At 73.6% G+C, this 18,557-nt stretch carries 11 protein-coding genes; 8 read left to right on the forward strand and 3 right to left on the reverse strand.

The window, feature by feature from the left end; genetic code table 11:
* Positions 1–178 precede the first annotated feature (178 nt).
* The 5 genes from pelF to moeZ all read left to right on the forward strand — a co-directional run bounded on the left by pelF (position 179) and on the right by moeZ (position 6,772).
* Positions 179–1,801 (forward strand): GT4 family glycosyltransferase PelF, encoded by a 1,623-nt coding sequence (gene pelF, locus ACFY8U_RS13780; protein WP_389569534.1) that lies wholly within the window; start codon positions 179–181, stop codon positions 1,799–1,801.
* Positions 1,802–1,814: 13 nt separating this feature from the next.
* Positions 1,815–3,653 carry a hypothetical protein gene (locus tag ACFY8U_RS13785; RefSeq protein WP_389569536.1) on the forward strand — a complete coding sequence of 613 codons (1,839 nt, stop codon included), beginning with the start codon at positions 1,815–1,817 and terminating at the stop codon, positions 3,651–3,653.
* 156 nt (positions 3,654–3,809) lie between these two features.
* Entirely contained in the window at positions 3,810–4,769 is a 960-nt protein-coding gene (locus ACFY8U_RS13790) for an NAD-dependent epimerase/dehydratase family protein (protein WP_361436375.1), read from the forward strand.
* Positions 4,757–5,530 carry a spherulation-specific family 4 protein gene (locus ACFY8U_RS13795; protein WP_389569538.1) on the forward strand — a complete coding sequence of 258 codons (774 nt, stop codon included), beginning with the start codon at positions 4,757–4,759 and terminating at the stop codon, positions 5,528–5,530. Before ACFY8U_RS13790 ends, ACFY8U_RS13795 begins: the two co-directional genes overlap by 13 nt.
* Before the next feature lie 63 nt (positions 5,531–5,593).
* Entirely contained in the window at positions 5,594–6,772 is a 1,179-nt protein-coding gene (gene moeZ, locus ACFY8U_RS13800; protein WP_189600485.1) for an adenylyltransferase/sulfurtransferase MoeZ, read from the forward strand.
* A 57-nt stretch (positions 6,773–6,829) separates the two neighbouring features.
* Here moeZ and ACFY8U_RS13805 read toward each other — a convergent pair whose 3' ends face one another.
* The 3 genes from ACFY8U_RS13805 to ACFY8U_RS13815 all read right to left on the reverse strand — a co-directional run bounded on the left by ACFY8U_RS13805 (position 6,830) and on the right by ACFY8U_RS13815 (position 12,987).
* A complete protein-coding gene (locus ACFY8U_RS13805; RefSeq protein ID WP_389569541.1) occupies positions 6,830–8,395 on the reverse strand; it encodes an alpha/beta hydrolase in 1,566 nt (521 codons plus the stop codon).
* Between the two features lie 59 nt (positions 8,396–8,454).
* Positions 8,455–10,026, reverse strand: a complete 1,572-nt coding sequence (locus tag ACFY8U_RS13810) for an alpha/beta hydrolase (protein ID WP_389569544.1) — start codon at positions 10,024–10,026, stop codon at positions 8,455–8,457.
* 114 nt (positions 10,027–10,140) lie between these two features.
* Positions 10,141–12,987, reverse strand: a complete 2,847-nt coding sequence (locus tag ACFY8U_RS13815) for a lysylphosphatidylglycerol synthase domain-containing protein (protein ID WP_389569546.1) — start codon at positions 12,985–12,987, stop codon at positions 10,141–10,143.
* A 183-nt stretch (positions 12,988–13,170) separates the two neighbouring features.
* On the opposite strand from ACFY8U_RS13815, the gene ACFY8U_RS13820 reads away from it, so the two are divergent.
* The 3 genes from ACFY8U_RS13820 to ACFY8U_RS13830 all read left to right on the forward strand — a co-directional run bounded on the left by ACFY8U_RS13820 (position 13,171) and on the right by ACFY8U_RS13830 (position 18,411).
* Positions 13,171–13,629 (forward strand): MGMT family protein, encoded by a 459-nt coding sequence (locus ACFY8U_RS13820; RefSeq protein WP_389569549.1) that lies wholly within the window; start codon positions 13,171–13,173, stop codon positions 13,627–13,629.
* 157 nt (positions 13,630–13,786) lie between these two features.
* Entirely contained in the window at positions 13,787–17,467 is a 3,681-nt protein-coding gene (locus ACFY8U_RS13825) for an ATP-dependent helicase (RefSeq protein ID WP_389569552.1), read from the forward strand.
* A 134-nt stretch (positions 17,468–17,601) separates the two neighbouring features.
* On the forward strand, positions 17,602–18,411 hold the full coding sequence (locus ACFY8U_RS13830; RefSeq protein WP_389569555.1) for a hypothetical protein: 810 nt from the start codon (positions 17,602–17,604) through the stop codon (positions 18,409–18,411).
* Positions 18,412–18,557 lie beyond the last annotated feature (146 nt).

Raw genomic sequence — 18,557 nt, forward strand, 5'->3', positions numbered from 1 at the left:
GCCTCCCGTCTCTTGTTGGGGGTGGTTGTTTTTGTGAACTTCTCCCCCCCCCCCCCCGCGGCGGCCCCCCCCCCCCCCCCCCCCCCCCCCCCCCACCGCTACATCCGCTTACGTTCTTCCCGCTGCGAGTCGCCGAACCCACGGCGGCCGGGAGTCAAGCGAGATCGGGGGTGTACTCATGCGGATCGGACTGCTTACGGAGGGTGGTTACCCGTACGCCACGGGTGAGTCCAGGCTCTGGTGCGACCGGCTCGTGCGCGGGCTCGCTCCGCACGAGTTCCACGTGTACGCCCTCAGCCGCACCGCCCGGCAGGAGGAGAGCGGCTGGGTCGACCTGCCCCCGCAGGTCCAGCGCGTCCGCACGGCCTCGCTCTGGGCCCCCGAGGACGACGGCCACACCTACGGGCGGCGCGAACGACGCCGTTTCGCCGAGAACTTCGGCGCGCTCGTGACCGGCGTCTGCGCCGAGGACGACACGACCGCCGCCCGCTGCTTCGCCGACGGACTCTACGGTCTGGCCGAACTCGCCGGCGAGCGCGGCGGCCTCTACGCGGCCCTGCGCTCCGAACTCGCCGTCCGCACACTGGAGTCCGCCTGCCGCGCGCCCGGCGCACGCCGGGGCGTGGCCGACGCCGCCGTGCCCGACTACCTCGACACCGTCGACCAACTGGAGCGCGCCCTGCGCCCGCTGTCGCTCGACTGGTACGGCGAGGACGGCCTCGGCGCCGTCGACCTCTGCCACGCCGCGTCCGGCGGCTCCGCGGCGCTGCCCGGCCTGTTGGCCAAACGCTTCTTCGGCACTCCGCTGCTGGTCACCGAGTACGGAGTCCAGCTGCGCGCGCACTACCTCGCCACCACCGAGGCGCCCCGGTCCGCTCCCGTCCGTGCGCTGCTCGCCGCCTTCCAGGGCCGGCTGGCCGGCGAGGTCTACCGGCAGGCCGCGCTCCTCACCCCCGGCAACACGCACGCCCGGCGCTGGCAGGAGAGGTGCGGGGCCGACCGCGCCAAGCTGCGCACGGTCTACCCGGGCATGGAGATCGATCGGTTCACCGAGGTCGGCGAGGACGAGGAGAGCGGTGACCCGGCGACCCTCGTCTGGGTCGGCAGGGTCGAACCCGCCAAGGACCTGATCGCCCTGCTGCACGCCTTCGCGGAGGTGCGCAAGGCCCAGCCGGACGTACGGCTGCGGATCATCGCCGCGCCCGTGCGCGAGCCCGGGGCCGACGCGTACGTCGCCCACTGCAAGGCGCTCGCCGCCCAGCTCTTCCCCGACGAGGCGCCGGGGGCGCACGCCGTCGGCGAGAACCCGGTCTCCTTCGAGGAGATCGGCGGGCCGGAGGCGCCGACGCTCGCCGAGGCGTACGCGGCGGGCGCGGTCGTCGTCCTCTCCAGCGTCGTGGAGGGATTCCCGATCAGCCTGGTCGAGGCGATGTTCTGCGCGCGGGCAACGGTCTCGACGGACGTGGGCGCGGTCGTCGAGGTCATCGGCGGCACGGGACTCGTCGTGCCCCCGCGCAATCCGCGGGCGCTCGCCGACGCGTGCCTGGCGCTGTTGCGCGACCCCGAGCGCCGGTACCGGCTTGGGGCGGCAGCGCGGGCCCGGGCGCTCGAACTCTTCACCGTCGAGCAGAACCTGGCCGCGTTCCGCGGCATCTACCTCGAACTGCTCTCCCACTCGCCGGTGCGCCGCCGTGCCGCGGAGGGCGTGCCCTTCGCGCACCCGGCGGAGGCGTACGTCCCCGGCACCTGGGCGGACCAGCCCGTGAGCGCGACCACCGGACCGGGAGACCCCGATGCCTGAAGGAGGCACCCCCATGCGCGGCCCCGCCGCCCCCATGACCCCCGGCCCCTGGGACTCCCGCTCCGAGGCGCTCCTCGAGACGACGGCCCTGACCGTGGCCGTGACGGTCTCCGTCACGACGGAAGGCCCCGAGAGGCCGGGCCCCCTGGGACGCGGGACCGACGCCGGACACGCGGGCTCCGCCACGGTGGCCACGGGCGCAGGTATGGGCACGGGCACGGGGTCAGGCAGGGGCGCGGGCACGGACGCAGGTATGGGCACGGGCACGGGCACGGGTACGGGCGCGGGCGCGGGCACGAATGCAGGCTCTGGTTCGGGAGCGACCTGCCGCCCCGACCCCGGCGCCGGAGAGTGGCGTCCGGTGGCGCCCGAGCCCGGGCACGCGCGTCCGACGGCGTCGAGCGCCGGAATCGCGCGTCCGACGGCGTCGAGCCCCTCGATCGCGCGTCCGGAGGCGCCGAGCGGCGGAGAGTGGCGTACGGAGGCGCTCGTCCCCGGACCCCCGCCCCCCGCGGCGCCCCTGTCGGGCGGTGAAGGCCTCGACCTTCGGTCGCCGGGGGGCGCGCGGCGGACATCCGACCCGCAGTCCGGTGCCGTCCCGGGCCCGCGCACCGAGGGCGTCCGCCCGCAGGGCGACCCGCCCGCCGCTCCCGCGCCGGAGGCGTTCGAGGCCGGGGGCACCACGCCCCCGGAGGCCGGGGTCGCCGCGCACCCGAGGGGCGGCGCCCCGGAGGCTGCTCCGGGGGGCCCGGGCCTGGGCGCCCCGGCCCCCGAGGCGCCCGGCGACGTCCCGCCGAAGCCCGCTCGGCGGGGCCCCGCCGACCCGGTCAAGGCGCTGATGCACCGGCACCGGGAGCTGTGCGAGCGGGCCGTCGATCCGCTGGAGATCGCCGCCGGGCTCGAAGCGCACGGCGTCACCGACCGGACCGCCGCCCGCTTCCGGCACCGGGACGTCTTCTCGCTCGCCGAAGAGCTGTACGCGCGCGTGCCGCGTGGAACCGGGGCGCCCGCGCGCCCCGCGCCGGAGGGGGAGGCGCACGCCGGGTGGGCCGGGTGGACCCTGGCCGCCCTGGCGCCCGGCGCCGTCGCCGCCCTCACCGTCACCGGACTCGCGCTCACAGAAGGGCCCGTGCGCCTCGCCGTCGGCGCGGCCGGGGTCCTCGGCCTGGCCGCCGCGCTCGCCGTCGCCGTACGGCGCGGCCCCCTGCGCGCCGCCGGCCGCACCGTCCCCGCCGCCCGCGTCTGGACCGTCTGGCTCCTCGCGTACGCGCTCGGCGGGGACGGTCTCCTCCAGGCCACCCTCACGGGCGGACCCGACGGAGCCTGGCCCGTCACCCCCGCCCCCCTCCTCGGCCTCGCCCTCGCCGTCGCCCCCGCCGCCTGGTGCGCCCGGCTCTTCGCCATCAGGGCCCGCCGCAGGCTCGCCGTCAGCCGCGGGCTGGAGGACTTCGCCGCCGGCACGCGCCCGGTGCTCCTCGCCACCGTCGCGCTCCATCTCGCCGTCCTCGCCGGCCTGCTGACCCTGACCGGCTTCGCACCCGGCGCCCTCGCCCTCGGCACCCTGTTCCTGCTCGCCCGGCTCCTCACCGTCCACGGCTTCCCCGAGACCGCCGCGAGCGGCCTGGCCGCCGCCTGCGCCGCCGAGGCCCTCGCCCTCGCGAGCGTCCTCACGGGCCGCATCCCCGGCTGCGACCTCCTCGCCGCCCCCGTCCGCGCCCTCGTCGACACCTGGGGCCCCGGAGCCGTACCCGCCCTCGTCTGCGGCGGCGCGGCGCTGGGCCTCCTCGTCCACGCCACCGCCACCCTCTCCCGGGCCTCGGCCCATGCCCAGGCGCCGGCCCCCGCCCCCTGATCCGGCCGGACCGCCACCAGACCCCCTGAACCCCGGCGCACCCGCGGAGCCGACGCCGCGGGCGCACCCACCGCGCAGGACCCCATCCCAAGGAGACGAAAGAGACATGACCTCCCAACTTCCAGCAACGGCCGGTCGGCACGAAGGGGCCGCACGATGAGGGTGCTGCTGCTCGGAGCCAACGGATTCCTCGGACGTTTCGTCGCCGACCGGCTGCTCGCCGACCCGGCCGTGCACCTCACGGCCCTCGGCCGGGGCGACGACGCCGACGTGCGGTTCGACCTCGCCGGGGGCAGCCCCGGCGCCCTGACCCGCTTCCTCGACGCCGTCCACCCCGGAGTCGTCGTCAACTGCGCCGGCGCCACCCGCGGCGGAGCCCGCGACCTGACCCGGCACAACACCGTCGCCGTCGCCACCGTCTGCGAGGCCCTGCGCCGCAGCGGCTGCGGCGCGCGGCTCGTCCAGGTCGGCTGCGCCTCGGAGTACGGCCCCTCCCAGCCCGGCTCCTCCACCGCCGAGGACGCCGTGCCCCGCCCCGGCGGCCCGTACGGCGTCTCCAAGCTCGCCGCGACCGAACTCGTCCTCGGGTCCGGACTCGACGCCGTCGTCCTCCGGGTCTTCTCCCCGGTCGGCCCCGGCACCCCCGCCGGCTCCCCGCTCGGCCGCCTCGCCGAGGCGATGCGCCGCGCCATGCAGGCCGGCGACGGCGAGCTCAAGCTCAGCGGCCTCGGGGTCCAGCGCGACTTCGTCGACGTCCGCGACGTCGCCCGCGCCGTCCACGCGGCCTCGCTCTCCGCCGCCCAGGGCGTCGTCAACATCGGCACCGGACGTGCCGTCAAGCTCCGCGACGCCGCCGCCGTCCTCGCCAGGGTCGCGGGCTACGCCGGGACCCTGCACGAACTCGACGGCCCGCCCCAGCGGCCCGTGATCGGCGCCCCCCGCACCGAGAGCATCGCCGAGCAGCTGGCCGCCGCGCCCTACCCGTACCCCGACGGCTGCGGCAGCTGGCAGCAGGCCGACGTGCGCACCGCCCGCGACCGGCTGGGCTGGCGGCCCCGGATCAACCTCGAGGAATCCCTCGCCGACATCTGGATGGAGGCGGCATGCCGCATCTGATCACCCCCACGACGACCGCCGGCGCCGTCCAGGAGCAGGAGATGGGCGTCGGCGTCCCCGGCTACGCCCACCCGCTCCTCGCCCGCGTCGAATGGGCCGAGCTGACCCGCCCCGGCACCCCCCTGCACTGGGCCGTGCTCAACGTCGCCGAGGGGCCGGGAGACCGGCCCGACCCGCACTGTCTGGAGGCGGCCGGCAGGCTCAAGAACGCGCGCGTGAGGGTCCTCGGGCATCTGGACCTCAGCCACGGCTCGCGCGCCTTCGGCGAGATCGTCTCGGACGCCCACCGCTTCCTCGACTGGTACAAGGTCGACGGCTTCTATCTGGATCGCTGTCCCACGGACCGGGCCGACCTGCCCGAGGTGAGGCGCCTCACGGCGACCCTGGAGGCGGTGCTCGACGGCTCGGCGCATCTCGTCCTGAGCCAGGGCACCCATCCGTACCCGGGCTATGCCGAGGCCGCCGACCAGCTGGTCACCTTCTCCGGGGCGTGGGCCGACTACCGCTGGTCACAGGTGGCCGAGTGGACGGCCGAGTACCCGCCGGAGAAGTTCGTCCACCTCGTCCACGGGGTGCCGCGCAGCCACCTCGACGAGGCGATGCGGATCGCCCGCTGGCAGGGCGCGGGCACGATCTTCTTCACCGATCACACAGGTCACGCGGGTCACGCAGACCGGTTCGGGCATACCGGTGCATTCCAGACTCTGCCCGGCTACTGGGACGAAATCGTCTCGCGCATTGGACCGGGTGTCTCGGAATGAGAAGGGCCGTGGCAGTGTTACGGGGAGAACAACCGTACTGACATACCGACCAACGGAGCCCCCGTGTCGCTGCCACCCCTGGTCGAGCCGGCTGCCGAGCTCACCGTAGACGAGGTCCGCAGGTACTCCCGCCACCTGATCATCCCGGATGTCGGGATGGACGGGCAGAAGCGGCTGAAGAACGCCAAGGTGCTCTGTGTGGGCGCCGGTGGCCTCGGCTCGCCGGCCCTCATGTACCTGGCCGCGGCCGGTGTCGGCACGCTCGGCATCGTGGAGTTCGACGAGGTCGACGAGTCGAACCTGCAGCGCCAGATCATCCACAGCCAGGCGGACATCGGCCGCTCCAAGGCGGAGTCCGCCAAGGACTCGGTCCTCGGCATCAACCCGTACGTGAACGTGATCCTCCACGAAGAGCGGCTCGAGGCCGAGAACGTGATGGACATCTTCAGCCAGTACGACCTGATCGTCGACGGCACGGACAACTTCGCCACGCGCTACCTCGTCAACGACGCGTGCGTGCTGCTGAACAAGCCGTACGTCTGGGGCTCGATCTACCGCTTCGACGGCCAGGCCTCCGTCTTCTGGTCGGAGTACGGTCCCTGCTACCGCTGCCTCTACCCGGAGCCCCCGCCGCCGGGCATGGTCCCGTCCTGCGCCGAGGGCGGCGTCCTGGGCGTGCTCTGCGCGTCCATCGGCTCCATCCAGGTCACCGAGGCGATCAAGGTCCTGGCCGGCGTGGGCGACCCGCTGGTCGGCCGGCTGATGATCTACGACGCCCTGGAGATGCAGTACCGCCAGGTGAAGGTCCGCAAGGACCCGAACTGCGCGGTCTGCGGCGAGAACCCGACCGTCACCGAGCTCATCGACTACGAGGCGTTCTGCGGCGTCGTGTCGGAGGAGGCCCAGGAGGCGGCGCTCGGCTCGACGATCACTCCCAAGCAGCTCAAGGAGTGGATCGACGAGGGCGAGAACATCGACATCATCGACGTCCGGGAGATCAACGAGTACGAGATCGTCTCGATCCCCGGCGCGCGGCTGATCCCGAAGAACGAGTTCCTGATGGGCACCGCCCTCCAGGACCTGCCGCAGGACAAGCGGATCGTCCTGCACTGCAAGACGGGTGTCCGCAGTGCGGAAGTCCTTGCCGTGCTCAAGTCCGCGGGCTTCGCGGACGCGGTGCACGTCGGCGGCGGCGTGATCGGCTGGGTGCACCAGATCGAGCCCGAGAAGCCGGTCTACTAGGAACCCGTAGGGACCATGCGGAAGGGCCCGGACCTGACATCAGGTCCGGGCCCTCTCTCATGCCCCGCTGCGCGCCGTCCCGCTGGAACAGCGCGTGCCGTACGCCGGCACCTTGCCGTCGAGCAGGTAGGCGTCGACCGTCTTCGTCACGCAGGAGGACGTGCCGTACGCGCCGTGCCCCTCGCCCTCGTTGCTGACCAGGATGCCGACGCCGGCGCCCAGCTCCTTCGCCATCCGCTCGGCGCCCTCGTACGGGGTGGCCGGGTCACCGGTCGTCCCGACGACCAGGATCGGCCCGGCGCCAGGTGCGCTCGCGTCCGGGTCGACCCGCTCGCCCTTCACCGGCCACTGCGCGCACCAGCCGGCCGTGTCCCAGGCCAGGAAGGCTCCGAAGACCGGCGAGAGCTTGCGGAACTCGGGGAGCAGGGCCTTCGCCTGCGCGCTCGTGGGGCGCTCGCTGGAGTCGGCGCAGGAGATCGCCCGCTGGGAGTGGGACTGGGTGCCGTAATGGCCCTTCTCGTCCCGGTCGTTGTACCAGTCGGCGAGGCGCAGCAGCTCGGAGCCGTCGCCGCGCTCGGCCTTCTCCAGGGCGGAGGTGAGCAGGGGCCAGTTGCTCTGCGCGTACAGCGTGATCGCGATGCCCGTGACGGCGAGGCCCTCGGTCAGCTTCCGGTCACCCACGCGCAGCGGCTCCCGGTCCAGCCTCTCCAGGAGACGGACGGTCCGTGCGGTCCCCTCGGCGGGGCTCTCGCCGGTGCTCTTGAAGTAGTTGTCCAGGGCCCGCTGGAAGCCGATCGTCTGGTTCCGGGCGTGGCCCGTGCCGTCGGCCGTGGGGTCGACGACCGCGTCGAGGACGGTCCGGCCGACACGCGACGGGAAGAGATGGGCGTAGGCGGCGCCGAGCTGGGTGCCGTAGGAGATGCCGAAGTAGTTCAGCTTGTCGTCGCCGAGGACGTGCCGGATGAGGTCCAGGTCGCGGGCGGTGTTGCTGGTCGTGGTGTGCGGGATGACCGTGCCGGAGCGGCGGGTGCAGCCGGCGCCGAAGGAGGCGCCGTCCTCGACGAACGCGGCCTCCTCGGCCGCCGTGTCCGGCGTGACGTCCGTACCGGCCTCGGCGGCGGCCAGCTCCTTGTCGTCCCGGCACACGACGCCGGAGCTCCGCGCGACGCCGCGCGGGTCGAAGCCGACGAGGTCGTAACGGCGGTTCAGCCCGCCGTACTCCTGGGCCGCGCGGGGGAGGATGTCGACGCCCGAGGCGCCAGGGCCGCCGAAGTTGAAGAGCAGCGAGCCGATCCGCCCGCTCTTGTCGCGGGCCTCCTTGCGGATCAGCGCGATCTCGATCGTCTCGCCGTCGGGCCGGCCGTGGTCGAGGGGGACCCGGACGTCGGCGCAGCGCCAGTCGGCGCCGGGCTTCTCACCGCCCTCGGGGGCGGCGCAGGGCTTCCACGAGGGGCGCTGGCCGGTCAGCGAGGCGGGGAGCGTGCCCGGGGGCGAGGGCGAGGCGGCCTCCCGCGAAGGCTTGCCGTCGGTGGACGGCCGTGCGGTCTCGCCGGAGGGGCTCGTGCAGCCGGCGGCCAGCAGCCCGGTGACGGCCAGCGCCGCCACCCGTATCCGTATGGACATGTCGCGCAACCCCCGTGATCCGTACCGGAAAGCCGCCATCCTAGGCGGCGCGGCGGGGGCTACTCGCAGACGGTCCCCGAGGCCGGCACCTTCCCGTCCAGGAAGTACGCGTTGACCGTGTCCTGCACGCAGGCGTTGCCGCCGTTGTACGCGCCGTGGCCCTCGCCCTCGTACGTCAGCTCCACGCCGACACCCGTGCCCAGCGCGTTCACCATCGCGCGTGTGCCCTCGTACGGCGTGGCCGGGTCGCCCGTCGTGCCCAGCACCAGGATCGGGGCGGAGCCGGGCGCGGAGACGTCGGGGTGCTCCCAGGTGCCCGGGACCGGCCACTGGGAGCAGCTCGACAGGCCCCAGCCCATGTAGTCGCCGAAGACGGCCGACGCCTCACGGAACTCGGGGAGCCGTTCCTTGGCCTGGCCGAGGGTGTAGCGCTCCTTGAAGTCCACGCAGTTGATGGCCGCGTTGGCCGCCTGGATGTTGCTGTAACTGCCGTTCTGGTCGCGCCCGTTCATCGAGTCGGAGAGGGCGAGCAGCAGCGCGCCGTCGCCGCCGTCGGCCGCGTCGAGACCCTGCTCCAGGTACTGCCAGAACTCCTTGGAGTACAGCGCCTGCGCGATGCCGTTGGTGGCCTGCGTCTGGGTGAGCTTGCGGTCCCCGATCCCGGGGATGGGCTTCTTGTCGAGTTCGGCGAGGAGGTCGAGGATGTACGCCTCGACCTCGTCGACCGTCGAGCCGGGCAGCGTGCACTCGTCGCCGCGCTCCACGCAGTCCTTCGCGAAGTTGTCCAGGGCGAGCTGGAAGCCCCTGGCCTGACCGAGGGCGCCCGCCTCGGTCCCGGAGTTCGGGTCGACGACGGCGTCGAAGAGGGCACGGCCGATGTTCTTCGGGAACATGTGCGCGTACACGCCGCCGAGTTCCGTGCCGTACGAGATGCCGAAGTAGTGGAGCTTGTCGTCGCCGAGGACCTGGCGCATCAGGTCCAGGTCGCGGGCGGCGTTCTCGGTGCCGACGTGGGGGAGGACGGTGCCGGACTCCTTCTCGCAGCCGGCGGCGTACTTCTTCTGCGCCTCGGAGAGGGTCCGCTCCTCGGCGGCGTCGTCCGGGGTGAAGTCCATGGCGTAGTAGGCGTCCAGCTCCTTGTCGGTCAGGCACTGGACATCCGCGCTCCGGCCGACACCGCGCGGATCGAAGGAGACCAGGTCGTAACGGGAGCGGAGCTTCTCGTAGTCCGGGGCGAAGGACGGCAGACCGGTGACGCCGGATCCTCCGGGGCCGCCGAAGTTGTAGATCATGGAGCCGATGCGGCGGTCCTGGTCCCGGGCCCGGGCACGGATCAGGGCCAGCTCGATGGTCTCGCCGTCGGGGTCGGAGTAGTCGAGCGGCGCGTCCATGAACGAGCACTCCCAGGGCGTGCCGCCGGGCAGCGGGGACGGCGCGGGGCCGCCACCCTCGGCGGCGGACGGGGGTGGGCAGGGCGCCCACTCCAGCTGCTGCGCGCCGAGCCCGGCGAGGTCCGTGGGGCCGTCGGAGGCGGAGTCGCTGTCACTGTCCGAACATCCGGTGACCCCGGCGGCGAGCAACACGGTGGTCGCGAGGAGCAGGGCGGCGCGCTGCGCGGCGGAAGTCGGCATGAACCCATGGTGAGCCGTACGAACCACCCCCGCGCGGGGGAACACCCACACGGGTGTCCCGCCCGCCGCGGGGGCGGGGGGAACCACGCGCGTCGGCCACCCGCGGCCCTCGGGCTAGAGCGCGCCCCGCTTCGTCAGCCAGTTGAAGCACAGCCACCCAGGCAGCACCGGCAGCCACAGCGTCAGGAGCCGGTACAGCAGCACCGCCGGAGTCGCGACCTCCAGGGGCAGGCCGACCGCGACCAGACCGAACGTCAGCGCACCCTCGACCGCACCCACGCCACCGGGCGTCGGCGCCGCCGAGCCGAGCGCGTTGCCGGCCAGGAAGACGACCGCCACGCTCGCGTAACTCAGCCCCTGGCTGTCGTGCCCGAACGCCCGGATCGACGCGTCCAGACAGAGCACGAACACACCGGTCAGCAGCAGCATTCCGCCGATGCCCGTCAGCAGCTTCATCGGCCGCTGGAGGACGTCCAGCATGCGCGGCACGACACCCGCGAACAGCGACCGCAGCCGCGTCGAGACGAACTTCCGCATGAAGGGGATCGCGGTCACCACGAGCACCAGCACCGCCACCGTCAACAGCCCGGCGATGACCCTCCTCGACGGGGTGAACGACTGCGACTTCTCCGTACCGGTCAGATAGCCGAAGGCGAGCAGCAACAGGATGTGCGCCCCGAGCCCGAAGAGCTGCGACGCGCCGACGCTCGCCACCGCGAGCCCCGGCCGCACCCCCGAGCGCTGGAGGAACCGCGTGTTCAGCGCGACACCGCCGACCGCCGCCGGAGCGACGATCTTCACGAACGACCCGGCCACCTGCGCGACCACCGTCCGCCAGAACCCGACCCGCTCCGGTACGAAGCCGAGCAGGCTCATCGCGGCGGCGATGTAGCTCAGCGCCGAGAACAGCACCGCCGCCGCCACCCACCGCCAGTCGGCGGAGCTGATCGTCGACAGCGGGGTCCGGGCGATCTGCGAGAGCAGGAAGTACGCGGCGACGGCACCGGCGATGAGACTGATGAGGGTCCGCGGCTTGATCCGTTCCAGACGGACCGGCTCGACCGGCGCCTGCGGCCGGATCAGCAGCACCTGCTGACGGATCTGCGCCAGCAGATCCTCCTCGCGGGCGTCGTCGAGCGCCTCGTCGATGGCCCGCTTCTCGGCCTGCTTCTCCGCCTTCTCCAGCTTCCGGTCGGACTTGCGCTCCGCCTTGAGCTCGGTGGCGGTCGCCGCCTCCGGGGCGGCCGCCGCGGCCTCCACCCGGGCCCGCTTCGCCGCCTCCGAGGCCGCGAGGACGGCCTCGCGCTCCCGCTTCGACCGCTCCCTGGCCAGTCGCCTGAGCGTCGCGCGCGTGGAGCGGCTCAGCGCGATCGGCTGGAGCAGGGGGAGGCAGTCGGCGATGGCGTCCGGCCCGAGGATGTCCACGGCGCCGGCCACCGCGCGCTCGGCCCCCACCCGCAGACCGAGGGTGGTGAGCAACTGGGCGATGTCCATCCGCAGGATCAGATCGCCGGCGGCGATCTCACCGCCCCGCAGATCGGTCAGGATCACCTTGCCGGAACGATCCACCAGAATCGCGTCCCCGGCGAGCCTCCGGTGCGCGATCCGGCGCGACTGGAGCGCGCGCACCTGGCGCCAGGCGCTGCGCACCAGCTCGTCGGTGATGTCCTCGTCGTCCAGGGAGTCCAGGGTCCGGCCGCCCAGGTGCTCGTAGACGAGCATCACGGCGTCCGGACCGAGCTCCGAGGTGGCGATCAGCTTGGGCGCGTTGGCTCCGGCGGCGATCGCCGCGTACGCGAGCAGCGCCTCCTGCTCCAGCGCCTGGCGCAGCGAGACGATCGAACGGCGGGTGGTGATCGCCCGCAGGGTCAGCCGCCGCCACGCGCGGTAGAAGAATCCGTGCGCCTGCTGTTCGCGGTCCACGACCGTGACGTCGAGCGGCGGCCCTTCCTCCAGCGTGACGATGTACCGGCGGCCCCGGTCCCCGCTGTCGGCGGAGTCGGGCACGCCCGCGCCCTCGGCGCGCAGCGCCGTGACCGGCCGGAAGCCGACCCGGCGCAATCCGGCGAGGAGGGTCTGACCGGTGGGGCGGACGTTGGGGGAGCCGACGGCGTACAGCGTTCCGTACGCGACGGTCCAGCCGATCAGCACGGTCAGGATGATCGAGAACGCGGTGGTGTACCCGGCGACCAGCATCGTGAACGCGTCGAGCAGCAGCACCGCCCACAGGCTCACCCGCCAGCGCGGCCGCCGCGCCATGCCGACGGCGGTCATGTACGCGATGACGGGCGCGAGGTAGTTGTGCACCGGGTCGGTGAGTCCGCCCCCGGTCGCGGCCTGGGTCAGCGCGTCCTGGATGGTGCCGGGCGCGGCCTTGGCGACCCAGAGGTCGGTGGCGAGGGTCACTCCGTGGGCGAGGACGGCGGCGAGGACGCCGTCGGCGATCCGCAGCCCGTCCCGTTTGATCAGCCGCTCGATGGCGAAGGCGACCGGCACGAGGAGCACGGCGATGCTGGACACCAGTCCGGCGATCTTGACGAAGACGTCGGGGGCGCCCCCCGCGCCCTTGTTGATGTCCTCCTCCAGACCGGAGGTCGTGCCGTGGGCGAAGGCCGCGATGGCGATGACCAGCGCGATCGCGACGACGCCGATCAGCAGCCGCATCAGGTCGGACGGGCGGTGCACCCGTGCGGCGAGGAGCGGCTCGTCCTGGGAGACGCGCTCGCTCGGCTCGCCCTCGGTGACGGTGTCGGGGAGGAGCTCGGGGGAGGGACCGTGCGCGTGGCCGTGCCCAGGCCCGCGGCCGTGTGCCTCGCGGCCGCCGGGAACGATCTCGGGGGCGCTCCCCGGGGTGCTGTCGGGGGCGCTCTCCGTCGCGCTCTCCGGGGCGGGCGTGCCATGGGCGGGCATGCCGGGGCGCGCCTCCTCCTCAGGAGGCTGAGCGTCGTGCCCCATCACCATGTCCGTCTCTGCCTGTGTCGTACGTTCCGCACGTTCGTCGGCTTGTACGAATTCTTGTTCTTCTTGTTCGTCTTGTCGCTCTTGATCTCGTATCACCAGTCACCGCCCGGACGATGGTGGCATGAAGCGGAGGCCTGCGGAGGCAACGGGGCGTTGTCGGTGGGGTGAGGCAGGATGGGGCGGATGAGCGTTGAGGAGCTTCCGGAATACGCGGAGCGGGTCCTTGAGGTAGCGGAGCTGATCCCGTCGGGCCGAGTGATGACCTACGGCGACGTGGCCGAATGGCTGGGTGAGGGCGGACCGCGCCAGGTCGGCCGGGTGATGGCCCTCTACGGCGGGGGCGTGCCGTGGTGGCGTGTGGTGCGGGCGGACGGCACGCTGCTGCCGGGCAGCGAGCTGCGCGCCCTCGGTCACTACCGGGACGAGGGCACCCCTCTGCGCCAGGCCGGGCGCTCGGCCGAGGGGCATGTGCCGAAGCTCGACATGCGACGAGCACGCTGGGACGGGGCGAGCGCGGGGGACGGCGGTGCGCATGAGGTGGGCGGCGGTGCGCATGAGGTGGGCGGCGGTGCGCATGAGGTGGGCGGCGCGGACGGCGCCGGCGGCGCGGGCCTGGAGCCGCGTGCGGGAACTCACACGTGACAGCTTCGCCCATGGCCGGAGAGGCCGAGCGGTCCGATGACGGTACGGAGGCCCGGACGGAGTACGGCACGGGTGCCCTCCGTATCCCGTAACGTCGTCGTTCGCCCCGTACACCTCTCCACCTCTCCACCACTTCGCTCAGGACCGGTCGATCCACGTGAGTTCCTCCTCCACCACCCGGCGTACGCCGTACCAGGGGCGGACCACGGGCGCGTACCGACTGGTGCGTACCGCGCCGGAGCGGGTGGATCCCCCTGTCCTTGACGCAACGCAGCGGGAAGTGGTTGACCACGCGGGCGGACCGCTTCTGGTCCTGGCCGGACCGGGCACCGGAAAGACGACGACGCTGGTGGAGGCTGTCGCCGCCCGGATCGAGAAGGGCGCGGACCCGGAGCGGATCCTCGTGCTCACGTTCAGCCGCAAGGCGGCGGTGGAACTGCGCGACCGGATGGCGACGCGCATCGGAGGGGGCGAGCGCGCAGCGCTCTCCGGCAAGGGTGGCGGTGGGCGACGGGTGGGCCAGGTGCGGCCGCCGCAGGCGACCACCTTCCACTCGTACTGCTACGCCCTGATCCGCGCGCACCAGGACGCGGAGCTGTTCGCCGAGCCGATGCGGCTGCTGTCGGGACCGGAGCAGGACCTCGCCGTACGGGAGCTGCTGGCGGGCCAGCTCGACCTGGAGAAGTCGGGGCTCGCGCGGGTGCGGTGGCCCGACGAGCTGAGGGCCTGCCTGACCACGCGCGGTTTCGCCGACGAGGTACGGGCGGTCCTCGCGCGCTCCCGCGAGCTGGGGCTCGGGCCGCGGGCGCTGGCGGAGTTCGCCCAGCGGGTGGGGCGGCCGGACTGGAAGGCGGCGGCCGGCTTCCTGGCGGAGTACCTGGACGTCCTGGACCTCCAGGGGGTGCTCGACTACACGGAACTGGTGCACCGGGCGGTGCTGCTGTCGGAACGGACGACGCTGCCCGACTACGACGCGGTCTTCGTCGACGAGTACCAGGACACGGACCCGGCGCAGGTGCGGCTGCTGAGGGCGCTGGCGGGCGGCGGGAGGACGGTGGTCGCCTTCGGCGACCCCGACCAGTCGATCTACGCGTTCCGGGGCGCCGACGTGAACGGCATCCTGGACTTCCCCGACACGTTCGTGGGCGCGGACGGGCGCCCCGCGGAGGTCCGGGTCCTGACGCGGTCCCGGCGCTCGGGCGAGAAACTCCTCGGCGCGACCCGTGAGCTCACCCGGAGAATGCCGCTGCCCCGGCTGCCCGGCGACAAGGTCCGCGCCCACCGCGACCTGGGGGCCGTGCGCGGCGGGGGCGGGGTGGAGGTCTTCACGTACCCGACCGCCTCCACGGAGTCCGACAACATCGCCGACCTTCTGCGCCGCGCGCATCTGGAGGACGGCGTCCCCTGGCACGACATGGCGGTCCTCGTCCGGGCGACGGCCTCCGTCCCCACCCTCCGTCGCGCCCTCACCTCGGCGGGCGTCCCCCTGGAGACGGACACCGCCGACACCCCCCTCCGCCACGAGCCCGCGGTCGCCCCCCTGCTCCTGGCCCTCCGAGCGGCAGCCACCCCGACGGACCGCGCGCCCGACCCCCGTGAGGCCGCGGAGTCCGCGGACCCGGCGGACCAGAGCGGCGAGGGGTCTGCCGCCGCCGACCCGACGACTCCGGACACCGTCCGACCCGACGAGCTGACGGACGCGGCCTCGAAGGCCGGCACGGACGGGCAGGGCACGGACGGGCTTGGTACGGAGCGGCCCGGCAAGGACGGGCTTGGCGCCGACCTGGCCGGTACGGCCACGGACCCGGCCGGCAGGGCCGCGGATTCGGCCGGCGCGGATTCGGCCGGTACGGATTCGGCCGGTACGGCCACGGACCCGGCCGGCCCTGACGGGCTTGGTGCCGACGTGGCCGGTACGGATCGGCCGCGTACGGACGCGGTCCGCACCGGCCCGCACCTCCCCGCCTGGCTCGACACCGAGACCGCGCTCTCCCTTCTCGCCTCGCCGCTCGCCGGCATGGACCCCGCCGACCTGCGGCGGCTCGGGCGTGCGCTGCGGGACGAGGAGCGGGCCGGCGGGAACAAGGTGCCGCCACCCTCCGACGTGCTGCTCGCCCGTGCGCTCGCCGAGCCCGAGCGGCTCGTCGCGCACGACCAGTCGTACGCCCGTGGCGCCAAGCGGCTCGGGGAGCTGCTCCAGCAGGCCCGTAACCGCCTCGCCGCAGGCGGCACCGCCGAAGAGGCGCTCTGGCTGCTCTGGAACGGCACCCCCTGGCCCGGCCGCCTGGAGCGCGCCGCCCTCCGCGGCGGCGCGGCCGGCCGCAACGCCGACCGCGACCTCGACGCAGTCTGCGCCCTCTTCGAGACCGCCGCTCGCGCCGAGGACCGCGTCGGAGGCCGCGGCGCGCTCAACTTCCTCGAGGAGCTCGACGCCCAGGACATCGCCGCCGACACCCTCTCCAGGCGCCAGTCCCGCCCCGACGCCGTCCGCCTGATGACCGCCCACCGCTCCAAGGGCCTCGAATGGGGTCTCGTCGTCGTCGCCGGTGTCCAGGAGGGCCTCTGGCCCGACCTGCGCCGCCGCGGCTCCCTCCTCGAAGCCGACCGCATCGGACGTGACGGCCTCGCCGAACCCCTCACTCCCGGCGCCCTCCTCGCCGAGGAGCGCCGCCTCTTCTACGTCGCCGCCACCCGCGCCCGCGACCGCCTCGTCGTCACCGCCGTCAAGGCCCCCGCCGACGACGGCGACCAGCCCTCCCGCTTCCTCACCGAACTCGGCGCCGAACCCAAGGACGTCTCCGGCCGCCCCCGCCGCCCCCTCGCGGTGGCCGCGCTCGTCGCCGAACTGCGCGCCACCACCGTCGACCCGGCCGCCTCCGAGGCGCTTCGCGACGCCGCCGCACAGCGCCTCGCCCAGCTGGCCGCGCTCACCGACGACGAGGGCCAGCCGCTGGTCCCGGCCGCCCACCCGGACCGCTGGTGGGGCCTGTTCGAGCCCACCCGCAGCCGGGTCCCGCTGCGCGACCGGGACCACCCCGTCGCCCTCTCCGGCTCGGCACTCGACCAGCTCGCCAACACCTGCGCCCTCCAGTGGTTCCTCGGCCGCGAGGTCAAGGCCGCCGCCCCGGCCACGGCCGCCCAGGGCTTCGGCAACGTCGTCCACGTCCTCGCCGACGAGGTCGCCTCCGGCCGTACCCCCGCCGACCTCGACGTCCTCATGGCGCGCCTCGACTCGGTCTGGGACGCGCTCGCCTTCGACGCGCCCTGGAAGTCCGCGCAGGAGAAGGAGCACGCGCGCGTGGCGCTCGAACGCTTCCTGCGCTGGCACGTCATGGACCGCGGCGGCCGCACACCCGCCGCCACCGAGCACGACTTCGACGTGACCCTCGAAGCCGGCGCGTACGAGGTCCGGATCCGGGGCTCCATGGACCGCGTGGAGACCGACGAGGACGGCCGCGCGTACGTCGTCGACTTCAAGACCGGCAAGTCCGCGCCGACGAGGGACGAGGTGGCGCACCACCCGCAGCTCGCCGTCTACCAGCTCGCGGTACGCGAAGGAGCCCTGGACGAGGTCTTCGACGGCAACCGCCCCGACCCCGGCGGCGCCGAACTCGTCCAGCTCCGCCAGCCCGCCCCCAAGAAGGAGGGCGGGGACACGCTCCCGAAGGTCCAGGCCCAGGAGCCTCTGGCGGGGGAGTGGGTCGGCGACCTCCTGGCCACCGCGGCCGGCCGCGTCCTCGACGAGCGCTTCACCCCCACCACCGGCCAGCACTGCACCCACTGCACCTTCCGGTCCGCCTGCAGCGCCCAGCCGGAGGGCCGCCACGTCGTGGAGTAGCGCGCCCCGTCCGGCAGCGCCGCGCACGCCGCTGTGGCCCCCGTGGCCGAGGTCACATTCCCGCCATGCATCCATAGGGACCTCACAGAGGTCGGACAGTCCCGGGAGTCAAGAAGAACCACAGGGAGTGCACAATGCGGGCCAACCGGAAGATCTGGGTCGCGACGATGGTCTGCGCGGCCACCGTCGTCGCTGCGACGGGCTGTTCCAAGGGCGACAAGGACGACACCAAGGCTCAGGGCGGGACCAAGACGCCCGCGGCCTCCGCCACCACCACGAAGGCCCCGGTCGACCCGTTCGAGGGTCTCGACGCCGACTCGATCGCGGACCGGGCCGTGAGGGCCACGAAGGGCGCGTCCTCGCTGCACATGGTCGGCGACGGCAAGGCCGACGGCGAGCAGATGACGATCGACCTCGCCTTGGACGACAAGGGCGCGTGCACCGGAAACATCGGCCTCAAGGACGCCAAGGCCGACATCCTGCAGGCCGACAAGATCATGTACATGAAGGGCGACGAGAAGTTCTGGCAGGTCTCCGCCGGTGAGGGCGGCGCCTCCGCCGAGGAGGGCAAGACCATGGCCGAGCTCCTCAAGGGCCGCTGGATGAAGATGTCGAAGAAGAACGCCGGTGAACTGGCCGACCTCTGCGACATCAAGGCCCTGATCAAGCAGATGGACAAGGACAAGGACCAGCGACAGGGCATGACCAAGGGCCCCGACGCCGAGGTGGACGGCAAGCCCGCCGCCACCCTGACGAAGAAGGACAGCAAGGGCGAGACGTTCACCATGTACGTCGCCAAGGAGGGCGAGCCCTTCATCCTCAAGACCGTCGAGGCGGGCGGCGACGAGCCGGGAACCATCGTCTTCTCCGACTACGACGAGCCGGTGACGGCCACCGCCCCGCCGGCCGACCAGGTGGTGGACCCGGCGAAGCTCGGCGGCTGACGAACGCGGCCGACCCACGCGGCTGAGGCCGCCGGCGAACGCGGCCGACGATCGCCGTCGACGGAGCCCCTTTACGGTGTGCGCCTGCCCGGCGAAGTCGCGGGCGCACGCCTCGGGGCTCACCCTGGTGGGTGAACGGGGAATCC

Source organism: Streptomyces sp. NPDC012508, from assembly GCF_042902595.1.
Taxonomy (GTDB): domain Bacteria; phylum Actinomycetota; class Actinomycetes; order Streptomycetales; family Streptomycetaceae; genus Streptomyces.

What these genes read in the sequence shown, in the direction of transcription:
- pelF (WP_389569534.1), top strand. Translation starts at nt 179, where the DNA reads ATGCGGATCGGACTGCTTACGGAGGGTGGTTACCCGTACGCCACGGGT.
- ACFY8U_RS13785 (WP_389569536.1), top strand. Translation starts at nt 1,815, where the DNA reads ATGCGCGGCCCCGCCGCCCCCATGACCCCCGGCCCCTGGGACTCCCGC.
- ACFY8U_RS13790 (WP_361436375.1), top strand. Translation starts at nt 3,810, where the DNA reads ATGAGGGTGCTGCTGCTCGGAGCCAACGGATTCCTCGGACGTTTCGTC.
- ACFY8U_RS13795 (WP_389569538.1), top strand. Translation starts at nt 4,757, where the DNA reads ATGCCGCATCTGATCACCCCCACGACGACCGCCGGCGCCGTCCAGGAG.
- ACFY8U_RS13805 (WP_389569541.1), bottom strand. Translation starts at nt 8,395, where the DNA reads ATGTCCATACGGATACGGGTGGCGGCGCTGGCCGTCACCGGGCTGCTG.
- ACFY8U_RS13810 (WP_389569544.1), bottom strand. Translation starts at nt 10,026, where the DNA reads ATGCCGACTTCCGCCGCGCAGCGCGCCGCCCTGCTCCTCGCGACCACC.
- ACFY8U_RS13815 (WP_389569546.1), bottom strand. Translation starts at nt 12,987, where the DNA reads ATGGTGATGGGGCACGACGCTCAGCCTCCTGAGGAGGAGGCGCGCCCC.
- ACFY8U_RS13820 (WP_389569549.1), top strand. Translation starts at nt 13,171, where the DNA reads ATGAGCGTTGAGGAGCTTCCGGAATACGCGGAGCGGGTCCTTGAGGTA.
- ACFY8U_RS13830 (WP_389569555.1), top strand. Translation starts at nt 17,602, where the DNA reads ATGCGGGCCAACCGGAAGATCTGGGTCGCGACGATGGTCTGCGCGGCC.